This window comes from Paraburkholderia sp. PGU19, assembly GCF_013426915.1.
Lineage (GTDB): Bacteria > Pseudomonadota > Gammaproteobacteria > Burkholderiales > Burkholderiaceae > Paraburkholderia.
This window is the reverse complement of record NZ_AP023180.1, coordinates 1,869,748-1,886,776: the sequence shown is the minus strand read 5'-3', so window position 1 is coordinate 1,886,776 and position 17,029 is coordinate 1,869,748. Positions and strand designations below refer to the sequence as shown.

13 protein-coding genes and 1 riboswitch are annotated in these 17,029 nt (G+C 63.5%); of the genes, 4 read left to right on the top strand and 9 right to left on the bottom strand.

All coding sequences use genetic code 11. The annotated features are described in order from the left end of the window. Position 1 precedes the first annotated feature (1 nt). Positions 2 to 412, top strand: coding sequence for a hypothetical protein (locus tag H1204_RS26055; RefSeq protein ID WP_180731400.1), 411 nt, complete (start codon positions 2 to 4; stop codon positions 410 to 412). A gap of 12 nt (positions 413 to 424) precedes the next feature. On the opposite strand, the gene atzF is transcribed toward H1204_RS26055, so the two are convergent. The 8 genes from atzF to H1204_RS26015 all read right to left on the bottom strand — a co-directional run bounded on the left by atzF (position 425) and on the right by H1204_RS26015 (position 11,464). Beyond that, the gene (gene atzF, locus H1204_RS26050; protein WP_180731399.1) at positions 425 to 2,227 is read right to left on the bottom strand and encodes an allophanate hydrolase; all 1,803 of its coding nucleotides are present in this window, start codon (positions 2,225 to 2,227) and stop codon (positions 425 to 427) included. Positions 2,228 to 2,275: 48 nt separating this feature from the next. Next, a complete protein-coding gene (gene uca, locus H1204_RS26045) occupies positions 2,276 to 5,890 on the bottom strand; it encodes an urea carboxylase (RefSeq protein ID WP_180731398.1) in 3,615 nt (1,204 codons plus the stop codon). Positions 5,891 to 6,082: 192 nt separating this feature from the next. Continuing rightward, complete coding sequence (locus H1204_RS26040; protein ID WP_035999893.1) at positions 6,083 to 6,727, bottom strand: urea amidolyase associated protein UAAP2; 645 nt, start codon at positions 6,725 to 6,727, stop codon at positions 6,083 to 6,085. A gap of 14 nt (positions 6,728 to 6,741) precedes the next feature. After that, positions 6,742 to 7,449 carry an urea amidolyase associated protein UAAP1 gene (locus tag H1204_RS26035; protein WP_180731397.1) on the bottom strand — a complete coding sequence of 236 codons (708 nt, stop codon included), beginning with the start codon at positions 7,447 to 7,449 and terminating at the stop codon, positions 6,742 to 6,744. Positions 7,450 to 7,466: 17 nt separating this feature from the next. Beyond that, positions 7,467 to 8,240, bottom strand: a complete 774-nt coding sequence (locus H1204_RS26030; protein WP_180731396.1) for an ABC transporter ATP-binding protein — start codon at positions 8,238 to 8,240, stop codon at positions 7,467 to 7,469. Beyond that, positions 8,237 to 9,052 carry an ABC transporter permease subunit gene (locus tag H1204_RS26025; protein WP_180731395.1) on the bottom strand — a complete coding sequence of 272 codons (816 nt, stop codon included), beginning with the start codon at positions 9,050 to 9,052 and terminating at the stop codon, positions 8,237 to 8,239. The genes H1204_RS26030 and H1204_RS26025 overlap by 4 nt, the downstream gene beginning before the upstream one ends. Positions 9,053 to 9,082: 30 nt before the next feature. After that, positions 9,083 to 10,150, bottom strand: a complete 1,068-nt coding sequence (locus H1204_RS26020; protein WP_035999903.1) for a putative urea ABC transporter substrate-binding protein — start codon at positions 10,148 to 10,150, stop codon at positions 9,083 to 9,085. 57 nt (positions 10,151 to 10,207) lie between these two features. Further along, a riboswitch (guanidine-I (ykkC/yxkD leader) is annotated at positions 10,208 to 10,327 on the bottom strand. 180 nt (positions 10,328 to 10,507) lie between these two features. Further along, complete coding sequence (locus tag H1204_RS26015) at positions 10,508 to 11,464, bottom strand: LysR family transcriptional regulator (protein WP_180731394.1); 957 nt, start codon at positions 11,462 to 11,464, stop codon at positions 10,508 to 10,510. Between the two features lie 187 nt (positions 11,465 to 11,651). Here H1204_RS26015 and H1204_RS26010 point away from each other — a divergent pair, with 187 nt between their 5' ends. Genes H1204_RS26010 through H1204_RS26000 form a run of 3 tightly spaced genes read left to right on the top strand, consistent with a single transcriptional unit; the run spans position 11,652 to position 15,294 of the window. Next, entirely contained in the window at positions 11,652 to 12,962 is a 1,311-nt protein-coding gene (locus H1204_RS26010) for an MFS transporter (protein ID WP_180731393.1), read from the top strand. A gap of 33 nt (positions 12,963 to 12,995) precedes the next feature. After that, on the top strand, positions 12,996 to 14,249 hold the full coding sequence (locus H1204_RS26005; RefSeq protein WP_180731392.1) for a Zn-dependent hydrolase: 1,254 nt from the start codon (positions 12,996 to 12,998) through the stop codon (positions 14,247 to 14,249). A 16-nt stretch (positions 14,250 to 14,265) separates the two neighbouring features. After that, the gene (locus H1204_RS26000; RefSeq protein WP_180731391.1) at positions 14,266 to 15,294 is read left to right on the top strand and encodes a histone deacetylase family protein; all 1,029 of its coding nucleotides are present in this window, start codon (positions 14,266 to 14,268) and stop codon (positions 15,292 to 15,294) included. Positions 15,295 to 15,433: 139 nt separating this feature from the next. Here H1204_RS26000 and H1204_RS25995 read toward each other — a convergent pair whose 3' ends face one another. Continuing rightward, positions 15,434 to 16,969 carry an NADH-quinone oxidoreductase subunit M gene (locus tag H1204_RS25995; RefSeq protein WP_180731390.1) on the bottom strand — a complete coding sequence of 512 codons (1,536 nt, stop codon included), beginning with the start codon at positions 16,967 to 16,969 and terminating at the stop codon, positions 15,434 to 15,436. Between the last annotated feature and the right edge of the window lie 60 nt (positions 16,970 to 17,029).

Genomic DNA, 17,029 nt, shown 5'->3' with positions numbered 1-17,029 from the left:
CATGTTCATGCGCGACGACGTGATTTACGAGTTTCATCACATCGGCATTCCGACCAGCGAAGTGCGCGAAGGCGAACGCTACAGCCCGCAGTACCGGATGTACACGAGCGACAGCGATTGCAAGCTCGCACGCATCCAGTACCACCGCTTCGACGCCGATAGCCCGTTGCACGAACTGATGCGCCGCATGCCGCATCTGGCGTTCAAGGTCGACGATCTCGACCGCGCGATCGACGGGAAAGAGGTCGTGCTTGGCCCGTATGAACCGATCGACGGGTTTCGCGTGGCTGCCATCATCGACGGCGGAATGCCCGTCGAGTTGATCCAGACCATCCTCGACGACGAGGATATCTGGAGCCGCACAGTGACGGGCCGGCACGCGCGGCTGTACGCGGCGCAATACGAAGCTTGATTAAGGCATGGTTCAGGTAGCGCGTTGCAGCCAGGCGCGCCAGCCGCCGTATTGCGTGATATCGACGGCGCCTTCAAGACCGTACGCTTCGCACATGAAGCCAGTTTCCCAGCGTCCGTCCGCAAGCTCGACCTTGCCGAGCGCGAGCGGCGCGGGAATGCCCGCGAGAAACGAGCCGGCTTCGCTGCCCGGCAACTCCCAGACTTCGACCTCGATTGCCGCGCCGTTCGTTGTATCTCGCGTCATGCCAGGCCGTTGCGTCGCGCCGCCGCCCGTCAGCGCATATAGCCGGTAGCGCGGCGCGCTGGCGGTCTTCTCGACGAGGCGCGCGCCACGCGCGATCAACTGTCCATTGAGTGCCAAGCCTTCGAGATGCGCGCCGCACACAACGAGCTTCATCCTGTCGTTGCGTGCCGCGCGCGCGGGCACATCGGCATCCTGCTTCGCGCCGCCGATCAGCGGCACATTCAGCTTGCGATGCAGCGCATCGGCGATGCTCAGCAAATATTGATCGGTGAACGCGCGGCCGAACAGCGTCACGCCCCACGGCAGCCCATTGCGCATGAAACCCGCGGGCGTCGCGATCGCAGCGTAATCGAGCAGATTCATGAAGTTCGTGTAGTAGCCCAGCAGTGAGTTCGGGCCGATAGGATCGCGCGCCAGTTCATCGAGCGTGACGGCACGCGGAATGGACGGTGTCAGCACGCAATCGAGTTCCGCGAGCACGGCATCGCAACGCTGCTTCAGCGCCTGAAGTTTGTACTGTGCGCGAAATGCATCGACGGCGGTCGCGCCCGGCGCCTTCGCGAGCACGTCGCGAATCACGGGCAGCACGGCGTCGGGTTGCGATTCCATCAGCGCACCTGCCACGCTATAGCGCTCGGCAACCCATGGTCCTTCATAGAGTAGTCGCGCCGCTTCGACGAAGGGCGCGAAGTCGATCTCGACGGCCTCGCCGCCGATCGCTTCGAGCGCCGTGCGCGCCTGCGCGAATAGCGCGGGGCTTTCTTCGCAGCCGGCAAATTCCAGCTGACGCGGCACGCCGAAGTGAAAGCGCGTGACGGCGCCGAACGCGGCTGCGTCGTTCCATTGCGGATTCGCGCGGCTGTAGGCATCGGCGGGATCATGGCGGGCGGTGAGCGCGAGCAGTTCGCTCGCCTCGCTGGCCGTCGCGGTGAAATACGTCACGCAGTCGAGCGTGCGGCAGGCGGGCACGACGCCCGCCGTCGACAGCAAGCCCTTGGTTCCCTTAGTGCCGACGAGGTTGTTCAGCGCGGCGGGCACGCGGCCCGAGCCGGCCGTATCGGTGCCGAGCGCGAAGCTCGCGACGCCGAGCGCCACGGCCAGAGACGACCCCGCGCTCGATCCACCCGAAGGATACGCGGCGTGCACGCTATTGCGGCACTTGCCGTACGGCGAGCGCGTGCCGTTGAGTCCCGTCGCGAACTGGTCGAGATTGGTTTTGCCGATCGGCACCGCGCCGAGTGCGATTAGTTGCGCGACGAGTGTCGCCGAGTCTTGAGGCGTATACGCGAAAGCGGGGCAGGCGGCCGTCGTCGGAATGTCGGTGAGATCGATATTGTCCTTCAATGCAAACGGCACGCCGTAAAGCGGCAAAGAATCGACAGCGCGCCCGTCGAGCGCCGCGAGATAAGGCTCGATTTCCGCGTCGGACAGCAGATGAATGAACAGGTGATAGTCCGGGTTCAGTGCCGCGGCGCGTTCGCGCAATGCGCCAATCAGTGCGCGCGGCGTGACACGGCCTTCGCGATACGCGGCGCGCACAGCGGGAAGACGCAGATCGAATGAATCCATGTCCGATGGTTCCTTAATGCGTTGAAGTGAAGTGTCAAATGAGGTGTCTCATGCGTGCTGGTCGATCACGACGACGCGCTGCCCCGCGCGAACGGGCGAACCCGGCGCGACATGAATCTCGCCGACAGTGCCCGCGCAAGGCGCGATAACGGATATTTCCATCTTCATCGACTCGATCACGAGCAGCACGTCGCCCGCTTCGACGCTCGCGCCGGGCTCGACGCGCACTTGCCACAGATTGCCGGCAATTTCGCTATCGACGGCGATCTGGCCGTCGGTGAGCGGCGCGATTTCCGCGTCGGCGATAACAGGCGGCTCCAGCGTGTCTTCGTTGCTGCCCGCTTCGTGCCAACGCTGCCGCTCAGCTTGAAACGCCGCTTGCTGACGCGTGCGGAACTGCGCGATGTCGTCCGCCTCGCGTTCGAGAAACGCCTGATAGTCGGCCAGCGACAACTCGGTCTCTTCGATCTTCAGCGGATAACGGCCGAGCGGAAACGCTTCGCGGATGCGCAGTAGTTCGTCGGCGGAGACTTCGTAGAAGCGGATCTGATCGAAGAAGCGCAACAGGTATGGACGTCCCGCGAAATCCGCGACTTCGCGATAGCGGTTCCACATCTGCAGCGTGCGTCCGACGAACTGATAGCCGCCCGGCCCTTCCATGCCATACACGCACAGATACGCGCCGCCGATGCCGACGGAATTCTCGGCGGTCCACGTACGCGCCGGGTTGTACTTCGTCGTCACGAGACGGTGACGCGGATCGAGCGGCGTCGCGACGGGTGCGCCGAGATAGACGTCGCCGAGACCCATCACCAGATAGCTCGCGTCGAACACGATGCGCTTCACGGCATCGATTGAATCGAGGTCGTTGATGCGGCGGATGAACTCCAGATTGCTCGGGCACCACGGCGCGTCCTTGCGCACGGTGGTCATATATTTGTCGATGGCAAGCTGACACGCGGGGTCGTCCCACGACAGCGGCAGATGCACCACACGCGACGGCGCGCGCAGATCCTTTTGCAGCAGCACGCGTTGCCATGTCGCCGCGACATGATCGAGCAGCGTCGCGAGCGGCAATTGCTCCGGCTGATAGTGGACCTGCAGCGAACGGATGCCGGGCGTCAGATCGATCACGCCGGGTAACTGCAACGCTTCGAGCGATTGCATCAATGCGTGGCCGCGAAAGCGCAGCACGAGATCGAGTTCGGACGGTCCGATTTCGAGCAGCAGGTGCGTATCGCCGGACAATCGCGCGACGAGCCGGTCATCGCCTTCGCCGACGTTCAGCACGATGGGCGATTGCAAGTCCGCGCGGTGTTCATCGGCATGCGGTGACGTTGCCTGTGCTGCGAGCGTGTCCACTTCTTCGATGCGTGCGCGTGCCGCTTCGCGCGCCGTGGCGATATCGACGGGTACGAAGCGCACCTTGTCACCCGCCTTCAACTGGCCGATCTGCCACAGATCCGCTTCGATCACCGTGACGGGACACACGAAGCCGCCAAGGCTCGGACCGTCCGGACCGAGAATGACGGGCATATCGCCGGTGAAATCGACCGCGCCGACGGCGTACGGATTGTCGTGAATGTTCGACGGATGCAGTCCCGCTTCGCCGCCGTCCGCGCGCGTCCATTCGGGCTTCGGACCGATCAGCCGCACACCCGTTCGGCTCGAATTGAAATGGATCTCCCAGTCGGTGTCGAGAAACTGCTCGATATAGCGCGCGCTGAAGTATTCGGGCGCGCCATGTGGACCGTAGATCACGCGCAGCACGCGCACATCGTCGAGGCGATGCGCGAGCGCGGCGGGCATTGAAGCGCCCGCATCGCGATCAGCGAGCGGATGAAGATGCAACACGTCGCCCGCGCGCAGCGCGCGTCCGCCGTGGCCGCCGAACTGCCCGAGCGTGAACGTGCTGCGGCTGCCCAGATACTGCGCGACGTCCAGCCCGCCGCGCACGCACAGATAGGCGCGCGCGCCTGCGCCGCGAATCGTGCCGAGTGCGAGCGTCGAACCGGCGGCAACCAGGAACGTCGTGTTCATCGGTTGCGGGATGTCGTCGAGCATCACGGGGAGCGTCGCGCCCGTCACCGTGACGACGGCGTCGGTGTTGAAGCGCAGCGTGGGCCCGCTCATCGTGATTTCGAGCGCGGCGGCCTGCGCGTCGTTGCCGAGCAGACGATTGCCGAGACGCAACGCGCGATCGTCCATCGGTCCCGAGGGCGGCACGCCCACGGCCCAGTAGCCCGGACGGCCCGGATAGTCCTGCACAGTCGTCTGCGTGCCGCCGCCGAGCACTTCGAAGGTCGATGCGTGATAACGCAGGCCTTCGAGGCAACGCGTCCACGGATGGCCGCTCGCGAACGGCGTGTCGGCAAGAATCTGCCGCAGATAGTCGCGGTTCGTCTCGACGCCATAAATGCGAGATGCTTCAAGCGCGGCATCGAGCGCATGGCGCGCTGCGTCGCGAGTCGGTTGCCATGCGATCAGCTTCGCGAGCATCGGATCGAACCACGGCGGCACTTCACAACCGGCTTCAATCCATGTGTCGATACGCAGCGCGCGGCCATTGGCATGCGGAAACGACACATCGGTCAGCAGCCCCGGGCAGGGCTTGAAATCGCGGCCCGGATCTTCCGCATAGAGACGCGCCTGGATCGCGTGGCCTTGCGGCTTCAGATCGCGCGACAACACATCAAGCGGCGCGAGCGTGCCCGCTGCCAGTTCGATCATCCAGCGCACCAGGTCCACGCCCCACACCTGTTCGGTCACGCCATGCTCGACCTGCAAACGCGTGTTCACTTCGAGAAAGTAGAAGCGCGCGGCCTCGCTGTCGTAGACGAATTCGACGGTGCCCGCCGAGCGATACGACACCGCTTGCGCGAGCCGGATCGCCGCATCGCACAGCGCGGCTTCGACGCCGTTGGGCAGATTCGGCGCGGGCGTTTCTTCAAGCACCTTCTGGTTGCGCCGCTGCACCGAGCAATCGCGCACGCCGAGCGCAATCGCCGCGCCCTTGCCGTCGCCGAATACCTGCACTTCGAGATGCCGCGCTTTCTCGATGTACTTTTCGAGGAACACGCCCGCATCGCTGAAGTTGTTCTGTCCGAGGCGCTTCACATTGTCGAACTGTGACACCAGTTCGTCCGCCGAGCGGCACACTCGCATGCCGATGCCGCCGCCGCCCGCCGTGCTTTTCAGCATCACCGGATAGCCGATGCGTTGCGCCGCTTCGAGCGCGGCGTCGAGGCCGTCGAGCAGGCCTGTGCCTTCCAGCATCGGCACACCCTGTCCGGCGGCGATCGCGCGGGCCGTGTGCTTGAGGCCGAACTCGCGCAATTGTGCGGGCGTCGGGCCGATGAACGCGATGCCTGCGGCTTCGCACGCTTCGGCAAAGGCCGCGTTTTCGGACAGGAAACCGTAGCCCGGATGAATCGCCTGCGCGCCTTGCGCACGCGCGATCTCCAGAATCTTCGCGATGTCGAGATAGGTGACGCTCGCCGCGCCGTCGCCGAGACTGCATGCCGTATCGGCGAGGCTGACGTGACGGCTCGCGCGGTCCGCTTCGCTGTAAACAGCGACGCCTTCGACATTCAGTTCGCGCAGCGTGCGCAGAATGCGGCAGGCAATCGCGCCGCGATTCGCAATGAGGACTTTATCGAACATGAGTGGATGTTCAATGCGTGGGCGGGTCGTCCCGCCACGTGGACATGCATGCCGAGGTCGTCCACGGCAGGTCGCTTCGTTTCAGGTCTTAAAAGCGGGCTTGGTGCTTCGTGTATTTCGTAGATTCGTCGATGCGCATCAAACGCCCCGCGCGCACTTTCATCACCGTGTAGAACCAGAGACGCAGTGTGCTCAGTTCCATATCGTCAGCTCCGCGGGAGTGGGGTTGTAGGCGTTGCACGGATTGTTCAGTTGCGGGCAGTTCGAAATCAGCACGATCACGTCCATTTCCGCGCGTACTTCGACGTATTTGCCGGGCGCGGAAATGCCGTCCTCGAATGTGAGGCCGCCCTCGGATGTGACGGGCACATTCATGAAGAAATTGATGTTGGCGGCGATGTCGGTTTTCGACAGACGGCCGTCATGCGCGCATGCGCGCAGGTAGTTATCGCGGCAGCTGTGCATGTAGCGCTTTTCGAGCGCGTAGCGCACCGTGTTGCTCTCCTGCGCGCACGCGCCGCCGAGCGTGTCGTGACGCCCGCAGGTATCGGCGACGATGGTCAGCATCGGGTTGCCGAGGTTCGAGTAGAGCACGGTGCCCGTCGTCAGATAGAGGCTTTGCTGGCGGCGCAGCGTGCGTTGCGCGTCGTAGCGTTCGCGCGGATCGGCGAGGCTGTAGAACAGCGTGTCGATCGCCTGATTGCCTTCTACGTCGCGAATGCGCAGCGTCTGGCCCGCTTTCAGTTCCTTGAGCCACGGTTCTCCTGCGGGCAAGGTTTCGCGAAAGATCGCGTCGGCGGGGTCGAGCGTGCTGGTCGTGAGGATGGATGTCGTCATGGCGCGCGTTCCGCTCAGAGAAAGAATCGTTCGGTGTTGATGAAGCCGCGGGTGTTTTCATCGCACGACGTACGGCAGATTTCGGCGACCTGACTGTTGGCGGTGTGCAGTGTGAGCTTCACGGGCTTCGGCGCATATTCCGGATTCGGGTCGAGCGGATGCTGGATCGCGGTCAGCACGACGAGCGTGTTCATCGGCGCATACAGCTCGATGTAGTCGCCCGTTTTCGAATTGCCTTCGACGAAGCTGAGCGCTCCCGCATCCGTCACATCGACGCGGCTGAAGAGATTCAGCGTCATCAGCAGATCAGACACGCCGAGTCCCCATTTGCCGAGTTCGACGAGCAGGTTGTCGGTGCCATTGCGGTAGAACGCGTTGCGCAATTCCTGATAGCGGCCTTGCCCGTACTTCTCCAACACTTCGGCCGCGTTCGACACACCCGCGAGACTGTCGTGCCAGCCGCACGTATCCGCGACGATCGCGGCGAGCACGCGGCCCATGTCGGAGTAGAGGCAATGGCCTTTGGTGAGCTTCGCCGTGTGCTGGCACTTGAGCGTGTCGGGCAGATTCAGGCGCTCGCTTTTTTCGGCGGCGTTGAAGAGCAACATCGCGACGTTTGCGCCGCCGCGCAGATCGGTGATGCGCAGCAACTGGCCGCGCTTGACGATCAGCGATGCATGTCCTCCACCGGGCACGGTTTCTTCGAGCAATGTTTCGTTCATAGGTTGTGTCCTTTCGATCATGCGGGTACGGCGAGCAGCGGCGGAATCGTCATCGCCGCGTGAGCTTCGCGCACGCCGTTGCGTTCGAGGGGAATGTCGTAGGTGATGCGCGCGCCGTACGCCTGCGGCGCTTGAGGATCGATGCGTACCTTGTCGAAGACGAGCACGCGGCTGCCGAGCGTGAAGCCTTCTTTCAGGTCGTGCGTGACCATGAAGACCGTCAGCTTCGCTTCGCGCCATAGCCCGGTCAGCAGTTCATGCATGTCGCGGCGGATGCCGGGATCGAGCGCGCCGAACGGTTCGTCGAGCAGCAGCACGCGCGGCTTCATCACCAGCGCCTGCGCCAGTGCGAGACGTTGCTGCATGCCGCCCGACAGTTGATGCGGATACTTGTCGAGCGAATCGGCGAGGCCGACGCGCGCGAGCATCGCGACGGCTTCATCGCGTGCGAGGCGGCGGCGCGCGCCGAACAGCCGTCCCGTGAGCGGCGCATGCGGGAGTTCGAGGCCGAGCATCACGTTGCGCAGCACGGTCAGATGCGGGAACACCGAATAGCGCTGGAACACCACGCCGCGATGCGGGTCCGGCTCCGGTGGCAACGGCTCGCCGTCGAGCAGGATGACACCGCGCGTCGGACGTTCCTGGCCGAGCAGCAAACGCAGGAACGTCGACTTGCCGCAGCCTGACGCGCCGACCATCGAGCAGAACTCGCCTTCCGCGATGCGCAGATTGAGCCGCTCCAGCACGACCTGATCGTCGTACTGTTTCCACAGATTGCGGATCTCGATCATGCGCGGCCTCCGTTGTACCAGGGGAACGCCCATTGCGTGAGACGGCGCAGCGCTGCGTCGATCAGCCACGCGAGCAGCGTGATCCACGCAACGTACGGCAGGATCACATCCATCGCGAGATAGCGGCGCACGAGAAAGATGCGATAGCCGAGGCCATCCGTCGAAGCGATCGCTTCCGCTGCGATCAGAAACAGCCACGCCGATGTCAGCGCAAGACGCAATGCAATCAACAGACGCGGCAGCAGTTGCGGCACGATCATCCGCAGAATCAGCGTCCAGCTCGATGCGCCGAGCGTTTGCGCCTTGATCCACAGTTCCTCGGGGATTTCGCGCGTGCGCTGTTGCAGATCGCGGATCATCATCGGCGTGATGCCGATCACGATCAGCACGACTTTCGACAGCTCATCGAGACCGAACACGATGAAGAGAATCGGCAGCACCGCGAGCGGTGGAATCATCGATATCACCGTGATGAACGGCGACAGCGTCGTGCCCGCGAGCGGAATGCTGCCCGTCACGATGCCGAACACCAGCGCAATCGCCGCGCTCGCGACCAGTCCGATGCCGAGCCGCTTCATGCTCGACACCGTGTCGTCCCACATCATGTATTCGCCCGTGCGCTTGTCTTCGCTGAACGCGTATTCGTGCAGCGCGTCCTTCATCTGCGTGGCGGACGGCAGCAGCTTGTCGTCGGGATTCGCCTGCAGCCGCAGCGACGAGCCGGTGAAGTACACCGCGATCAGCACGATGAAGGGCAGCAGCAACAGCATGAGACTGCCGGTGCGGCCAGGATGTCGGTTGATGAGCCGCATGGGCCTCTCCTGCTCAGATTGAAGCTGCGCTCACAGCTTGCCTTGCGCGGCCAGGCGCACGTAGGTCGGATCGAAACGCAGCTTCAGGTTGCTCTTGCTGCCGACCACCACGTTGTTGTCGAACGCCATGCCCACAGCGCCCGCGTTCGGCGCGCCCTTGCCGAGCAAACCGTGATCGAACGAGAACTGCGCGACGCGCGTCATGATCTTCGGCATGTTCGGGCTGGTGGCGAAATCGAGCGCCTGTTGCGGCGTGTAGAAGAGTGCCGTGGTGGAGAGTTGCGCCTTGTAGCCGGCGAGATCGGTGCCTGATGCCTTGGCCATCTCAGTCAACGCAGCCTGACTGTCGGGCGACGTGCCGTGCATCGTCTGCATGATTTCGAACCATGCGCCCGTCAACGCCTTGCCGAGTGCCGGGTTGTCATGCAGCGTCTTCGTGTTGACGACCATCATGTCCATGATCTCGCCGGGAATGCGGCTCGAATCGAACACTTCCGTGACGTTCGGCTTCGCCTTCAGATCGGCGAGCATCGGGTTCCACGTGACGGCGTTGTGCACGGTGGGCGTGGCGAATGCGCCGGAGATGTCGGCATCGGACGTGTTGACGGTCTTGATGTCGCGCTCGCTCATACCTGCCGATTCGAGTGCGCGCGCAAGCAGATAGTGCGAGACGGAGAGTTCGACGAGATTGACGGGTTGGCCCTTCAGGTCCGCGACTTTCTTGCCCGCGCCCTTGATGAGCACGCCGTCGTTGCCGTTCGAGTAATCGCTGACGATCAATGCCGTGCTGTCCACGCCGCCCGTTGCGGGAATGGTCAGCGCGTCCATGTTGGTCATCGCGCAGCCGTCGAACTTGCCGGCCGTGTACTGGTTGATCGATTCGATGTAGTCGTTCAACTGCACGACATCGACGTTGATGCCGTACTTCTTCGCCCATTTGGACATGATGCCCTGGGTCTTCGCATAGCCCCACGGCATCCAGCCGGCGTAAATGGTCCAGCAGACCTTGAAGTCCTTACGGGCTTGAGCGAATGAGGGCGTGGAAAAACACAGGGAGAGAGCGACGGCGGCAGCGGCTGCAAAACGTAGTTTGCGCATGAGGTTGACCTCGCAGGGACGGTTATCGACGGCAGGAGCGGCGCGACGCATCGCGTTCTCTCCCGGGCTTTTATCCCGCCGTGTAACCTCATCGAGGTCGACAACTCTCGGACCAGCGTCGCACACCGAATGCTTGTGTTTGCATCGATGCGGACCGGAACCCTAGTCGTCCATTTGCCAGATTGTGACTGCTAAACCGGATGCTGCACCGGCTCCTGCACGTCACTAAGCGATAAGCATGCCACTGCTGTCTTTACTTGAGTCTGGTCGGTTTTGAGTGCGATGCGTGCACAAGGTTGAAGCGCGATCGCGATCTGCGCGCGCGTGTGCGCACCAGTCGGGTGCTTCACATCGATGTCATTTGCCGAGCCGCTCAGAAAGCGCATAGCGGCGCATGCAGCGCTCCATGCTGTCGAGAAACGCGAGATCCGCCGCATTCATCTTGCGCTCGCGATGCCACAGCAGATGCACGTCGACATCGACGAGTCCTTCTTCGGGCGGCAGGCGCCACAGACGCTGCTGCGCGATGTCGTCGCGCACGATGTGCTCGGGCAGGCAGCCGATGCCGAAGCCCGCGAAGATCAGCCTCCGCACTTCGTCGAGCGATGGCGACGAAGCGACGATGCGCCCCGTAAAACCCTTCTGGTCACGAAACACGGTGAGCGGCGAAAGACTGTCGCCGATCTGGTCGCTGGTAAACGACACGAAGTTTTCGGCGAGCAGGTCTTCCATCGTCAACGGCGACTTGCCGTATAGCCGGTGATGACGCCCGCAGAAAATCGCATAGCGTTGCCGCAGGAAGCAGCGCATCTCCAGTTTGTCGTGCGGTGAGCGGCACAGGCCGAGACCTGCAGTCGCTGTCTTCTGCAGCAGCGACGAGATGATGTCGGACGAACGCATCACTTCGATCTGCAAGTCGATGCGCGGATACGCGCGATGAAAGTCCGCGAGAAACTCGTCGTACACGGGCGACTCGATGCGGCTGATGGTCAACAGGCGAATCGAGCCGCTGATGTCCTCGGTGCGGTCGTCGATCTCGGTTTCGAGCCGCGAGATGTTGCCGTAGATATCGCTCGCAATGCGATAGACCTCTTCGCCCACCTGGGTCGGCGCGAAGTACGGGCCGCGCCGGTCGATCAGCTTGCGCTCCAGCGTTTCCTCTAGCCGTCGCAACGCCTGGCTTACGGCCGGTTGCGTGACGTGCAGGCGCGCGGCGGCGCGGCTCAGGCTGCGCTCCTGCATGATGACGAGGTACGTGCGCAGCAGATTCCAGTCGAGCCGGTCGTTCAGAAAACGGGCGATTTCAGTGCGCATCGGAGGAAACTATAAGTTGAATTTATGCGGCGAATAATAACTCGAAATTTGACTAATGTTTTCTGGCCGCCGATAAATGACACATGCCGTGGCGCGCGCCCGCTCGGAGAGAAGAGCGGCACACCACCCCAACACTGCGCGCGAGGCCACGGGTTCAACCCACGTCAGACGTGCATCAGGAGCCAGCATGACCCAAACCATCAGTACCACCCGTCAGCCGGGACGCGCCGCAACGGCCGCGTTCATCGGCACGATGATCGAGTGGTACGACTTCTATATCTACGCGACGGCCGCCGCGCTCGTATTCGGCGAACTGTACTTTCCGTCGAGCGACCGTTTTGTCAGCACGATGGCGTCGTTTGCGACCTTTGCCGTGGGCTTTTTCGCGCGACCGTTGGGTGGCATCGTGTTCGGCCATCTCGGCGACCGCATCGGCCGCAAGAAAGCGCTGATGACCACGCTGATGATGATGGGCGTCGCGACCGTGTGTGTCGGGCTGCTGCCCGACTATTCGAAAGTCGGCATGCTCGCGCCGGTGTTGCTGGTGCTGCTGCGCGTCGTGCAGGGCGTGGCCGTCGGCGGCGAATGGGGCGGCGCGGTGCTGATGGCGGGCGAACATGCGCCGCAAGGGCGCCGCACGTTCTTCGCATCGTTTGCGCAGCTCGGCAGTCCGGCGGGGCTGATCCTGTCGCTGATCGCGTTTCGCGCGGTGACGTCGATGGATAAGGCGGACTTCATGTCCTGGGGCTGGCGTCTGCCGTTTCTCGCGAGTTCCGTGCTGCTGATCGTCGGGATCGTGATCCGTCTTGGCGTGAATGAATCGCCGGAATTCCAGCGTGTGAAGGAATCGAACCGCACGGCGAAGCTGCCGATTGCCGAAGTGTTCAGCTCGGCATGGGGCCTCGTGCTGCTGTGTATCGGCGCGAATACGATCGGCATTGCGGGCGTGTACTTCACCAACACGTTCATGATCGCGTACACGACGCAATACGTCGGCGTGACACGTTCGATGATTCTCGACTGCCTGTTCGCCGTCGCGATCATCCAGTTCGTGTCGCAGCCGCTCGCTGCGTGGACGGCCGAACGCATCGGCGGCGCGCGCTTCCTGAAGATCGCCGCCTTGCTCGCGATGATCTCGCCGTATCCGATGTTCATGCTCGTGCAAAGCGGCTCGGTCGTGCCGATGGTGATCGGCATTGCGATTGCCGTGGTCTGCATGGCGAGCTTCTACTCGGTGATCGCGGGCTTCGTCAGCGGCATCTTCCCGACGCGTGTGCGCTACTCGGGCATCTCGCTCGCGTATCAGGTGTGCGGCGCGGTGGCGGGCGGTCTCACGCCGCTCGTCGGCACGTGGCTCGCGCATCGCTATACGGGCCAATGGTGGCCGCTCGCCGTGTTCTATACGTGCCTCGCGGGCATCTCGCTGGTGTGCATCGTCGCGCTCGACGCACGGCGTGCGACACATGCCGATCAGGCCGAAGCCGTAGGCGCGCATTGAATCGAACTCACGTTGAACGACCCGGAAAGACTCATGAAAGACCTGTTGCAAATCGACGGCGCGCGCCTTTGGCAAAGCCTGATGGACATGGCGCAAATCGGCGCGACACCGAAGGGCGGCGTGCGGCGTCTCGCGCTCACCAATGAAGACGTGCGTGGCCGCGATCTGTTCGCCACATGGTGCCACGACGCGGGCATGACAGTGAGCATCGATGAAATCGGCAATCTGTTCGCGCGGCGCGAAGGCGCGCAGAAGGATGCGGCGCCCGTGCTGATCGGCAGCCATCTCGACACGCAGCCCGAAGGCGGGCGTTTCGACGGCGTCTATGGTGTGCTCGCGGCGCTCGAACTCGTGCGCGCGCTGAACGACGCGAACATCGTGACGGAGAAGCCGATCGAAATCGTCTCGTGGACCAACGAGGAAGGCGCGCGCTTCACGCCAGCGATGCTCGGCTCGGCGGTGTTCACGGGCATCACGTCGCTCGACGAAGCGCTTGCGAAGCAGGACGCCGACGGCATCACGCTCGCGGATGCATTGACGCAGAGCGGCTATCGCGGCGCGCGCGCCGTCAACGGCCAGGCCGTCGATGCGTATTTCGAAGCACACATCGAGCAGGGCCCCGTGCTCGAAGCGAACGGCACGACGATCGGCGTGGTGACGGGCGGCCAGGCGATCCGCTGGCTCGACGTGACGGTGACGGGCATGGCCGCGCACGCGGGCACGACGCCGATGCCGTATCGCAAGGATGCGTACTTTGCGAGCGCGCGGATGGCGGCGGAACTGGAACGTATCGTCGAAAGTTATGCGCCGCGTGGACTCGTGACCATTGGACAAGTGGCGATCAGGAACGCATCGCGCAACACGATTGCGGGCGAAGTGTCGTTCACTGTCGATCTGCGTCATCACGAAGACGGCCAGGTCGATGCGATGGAGCGCGATCTGCGCACCGCATTCGAGCGAGTCGCGCAAGCGCGCGGCGTGAAGCTCAGCGTCGAAACGTATTGGCGCAGCCCCGCGACGCCGTTCGATACCGCATGCGTTGATCTGGTGGCGCAAGCGGTTGAAGCGCTCGGCTATTCGAACGAGCGCATCGTCAGCGGCGCGGGTCACGACGCGATTCATCTCGCGCGCTATTGCCCGACGGCGATGGTGTTCATTCCGTGTGTCGGCGGCCTGTCGCACAACGAAGCCGAAGACGCGCTGCCTGAAGACGTCACGCGCGGCGCGAACGTGCTGCTCAATGCGGTGCTCGCGCGCGCGGGCGTGATGGCGACTGCCGACGCGTAACAGGAAAGGACCAGCAATGAAGACGTTTTTTCATCCCGAACAACTGCTGCATCATCCGCGCTCGTATCTGTCGCGCGGACAAATGCGCGAGCCGCAGGAAGTGCCCGAGCGCGCTGCACGCCTCGTGGCTGCGGCGAAATCGCTGGACTTCGATGTCGTCGAACCGGCCGATCACGGCACGGCTGCCATTGCCGCCGTGCACGACATGAACTATCTGCGCTTTCTCGAGGAGGCGCATCGCGACTGGAAGCAGATGCCCGACGATTGGGGCGACGAAGTGATGTCGAACATCTACGTGCGCGATCCGAATCCGTTGCGCGGCGTGCTCGCGAAGGCGGCGCGTTATCTCGCCGACGGCAGTTGCCCGGTCGGCGCGAATACGTGGCGTGCCGCGTACTGGTCGGCGCAGAGCGCGTTGGCGGCAGCATCGGCCGTCAACGAGGGCGCGCGCGAGACGTATGCGCTTTGCCGGCCGCCTGGCCATCACGCACGCGCCGATGCGGCGGGCGGTTTCTGCTATTTGAACAATGCGGCGATTGCGGCGCAGTCGTTGCGAGGCCGCTTCAAGCGCGTCGCGATTCTCGACACCGACATGCATCACGGCCAGGGCGTGCAGGAGATTTTCTACGGACGCGACGACGTGCTGTACATCTCCATTCACGGCGATCCGACCAATTTTTATCCCGTGGTCGCGGGTTATGAGGAAGAGCGCGGCGCGGGTTCGGGCGACGGCTTCAACGTCAATCTACCGATGCCGCACGGTTCGTCGGAAGCGGTGTTCTTCGACAAGCTCGACGATGCGCTGCGTGTGTTGAAGCGTTTCGAACCGGATGCGCTGGTGCTTGCGTTGGGCTTCGACATCTACAAGGACGATCCGCAATCGCAGGTGGCCGTGACGACGGAAGGCTTTGGGCGGCTCGGTGAAGCGATTGGCGCGTTGCGCCTACCGTCCGTGATCGTGCAGGAAGGCGGCTATCACCTGGAGAGCCTCGAAGCGAATGCGCGCGCGTTCTTCGGTGGCTTTATGGAGAAGCGCGGCAGTTAAGCGCGGATTTGCAAGCCTGATGTCCAAACGGCCTCGCAGCGATGCGAGGCCGTTTTTCATTGCTTCAACGCAAATGCGCCAACGCAAATGAAAACGGGCGTCCAATGGACGCCCGTCGAATGCTGGCTGTCGAAGCCGATCAGCCCGGCATACGGGGTGAAGCAGCCGGCGCACGGTTGTTCGACGCGACGCCCGTGTCCGTCGGCAGCGCGGAGCCTTGTGCTTGCGCGACGAGGTTTTCCGTTGCCGGGCCGATTGCGTCGGTGAACGTCTTCGGACGCACGCCGATGGCGAGCACCAGCACGGCCATCGCGCCGAGCAGCACGAACTCGCGGCGGCCCAGATCGCGCAGGCTCGAGACGCGCGTGTTCTTGATCGCGCCGAACATCACGCGCTTGTACATCCACAGCGTGTACGCGGCGCTCAGGATCAGCGTCAGCGCAGCCGTCGCGCCAACCCAGAAGTTGAAGCGGATCGCGCCCATCAGCACCAGAAACTCACCGACGAAACCCGACGTGCCCGGCAGGCCGACGTTCGCCATCGAGAACAGCATCGCGAACGTAGCGAGCTTCGGCATCGAGTTCGCAACGCCGCCGTAGGCGTCGATCGAGCCGTTCTTCGTGCGGTCGAACAGCATGCCCGTGCACAGCAGCATGGCGCCCGACACGATGCCGTACGACAGCATCTGCACGACAGCGCCTTCCGTGCCCATGCGGTCGAACGTGAACAGGCCGAGCGTGACGAGGCCCATGTGCGCGACGGCGGAGTAGGCGAGCAGCTTGCGCATGTCGGTCTGCGCGAGCGCGAGCAGGCTGCCGTAGATCACCGCGACCAGCGACAGCGCGATCATCGCCGGAGCGAAGAAGTGGCAGGCATCCGGCACGATGGGCAGCGCGAAGCGCAGCAGGCCGTAGCCGCCCATCTTCAGCATGCCGAGCAGCACGGCGGCGCCCGTCGGGCCGTCCGAGTGGACGTCGGGCAGCCACGTGTGCACGGGCCACATCGGTACCTTCACCGAGAAGGCCGCGATGAAGCCGATGAACACCATGATCTGCGGCATGAAATCGAGCTTGAGCGTGCGCCACGTAGCCATGTCGAACGTGTGCGAGTGCGCCCACAGGTAGATCAGCGCGGCGAGCATCGCCAGCGAGCCGACCAGCGAAAAGAAGAAGAAACGCACCGCCGCGTAGACGCGGCGCTTTTCGCCCCACGTGCCGATCAGCAGATACAGCGGAATCAGCGACGCTTCGAAAAACACGAAGAACAGCATGCCGTCGAGCGACGTGAACACGCCTTGCATGCAGCCCGACAGCAGCAGGAACGCGCCGTAGTACTGCGCGACGCGGCTGGTGATCGATTCCCACGACGCGACCACGATGATCAGCGTCGTCACGGCCGTCAGCACGGTGAACCACAGCGAAATGCCGTCGACCCCGAGGTGGTACGAGATGCCGAACTCGGGCAGCCACGCGGACTGCTGCTCGAACTGCATCGTCGACAGGGACGAATCGAAACCCGCTACCAGCGGAATGACGGGCAGGATGCTGACGGCTGCGCCGATCAGCGCAAGCCAGCGCGTGCGGCTTTGCGCGCTATCAGAGCCGCCTAGCAGCACGACGATACCGGCGACGATGGGGACCCAGATCAGGAGGTCGAGGACTGATGGGAGGTGCATTTGCTCTTTGGATGAAACGCCTGAACGCGAATAGCAGGCCCTCGCCCGTGGGGCGAAGGA

What these genes read in the sequence shown, in the direction of transcription:
- H1204_RS26055 (WP_180731400.1), top strand. Translation starts at nt 2, where the DNA reads ATGTTCATGCGCGACGACGTGATTTACGAGTTTCATCACATCGGCATT.
- atzF (WP_180731399.1), bottom strand. Translation starts at nt 2,227, where the DNA reads ATGGATTCATTCGATCTGCGTCTTCCCGCTGTGCGCGCCGCGTATCGC.
- uca (WP_180731398.1), bottom strand. Translation starts at nt 5,890, where the DNA reads ATGTTCGATAAAGTCCTCATTGCGAATCGCGGCGCGATTGCCTGCCGC.
- H1204_RS26040 (WP_035999893.1), bottom strand. Translation starts at nt 6,727, where the DNA reads ATGACGACATCCATCCTCACGACCAGCACGCTCGACCCCGCCGACGCG.
- H1204_RS26035 (WP_180731397.1), bottom strand. Translation starts at nt 7,449, where the DNA reads ATGAACGAAACATTGCTCGAAGAAACCGTGCCCGGTGGAGGACATGCA.
- H1204_RS26030 (WP_180731396.1), bottom strand. Translation starts at nt 8,240, where the DNA reads ATGATCGAGATCCGCAATCTGTGGAAACAGTACGACGATCAGGTCGTG.
- H1204_RS26025 (WP_180731395.1), bottom strand. Translation starts at nt 9,052, where the DNA reads ATGCGGCTCATCAACCGACATCCTGGCCGCACCGGCAGTCTCATGCTG.
- H1204_RS26020 (WP_035999903.1), bottom strand. Translation starts at nt 10,150, where the DNA reads ATGCGCAAACTACGTTTTGCAGCCGCTGCCGCCGTCGCTCTCTCCCTG.
- H1204_RS26015 (WP_180731394.1), bottom strand. Translation starts at nt 11,464, where the DNA reads ATGCGCACTGAAATCGCCCGTTTTCTGAACGACCGGCTCGACTGGAAT.
- H1204_RS26010 (WP_180731393.1), top strand. Translation starts at nt 11,652, where the DNA reads ATGACCCAAACCATCAGTACCACCCGTCAGCCGGGACGCGCCGCAACG.
- H1204_RS26005 (WP_180731392.1), top strand. Translation starts at nt 12,996, where the DNA reads ATGAAAGACCTGTTGCAAATCGACGGCGCGCGCCTTTGGCAAAGCCTG.
- H1204_RS26000 (WP_180731391.1), top strand. Translation starts at nt 14,266, where the DNA reads ATGAAGACGTTTTTTCATCCCGAACAACTGCTGCATCATCCGCGCTCG.
- H1204_RS25995 (WP_180731390.1), bottom strand. Translation starts at nt 16,969, where the DNA reads ATGCACCTCCCATCAGTCCTCGACCTCCTGATCTGGGTCCCCATCGTC.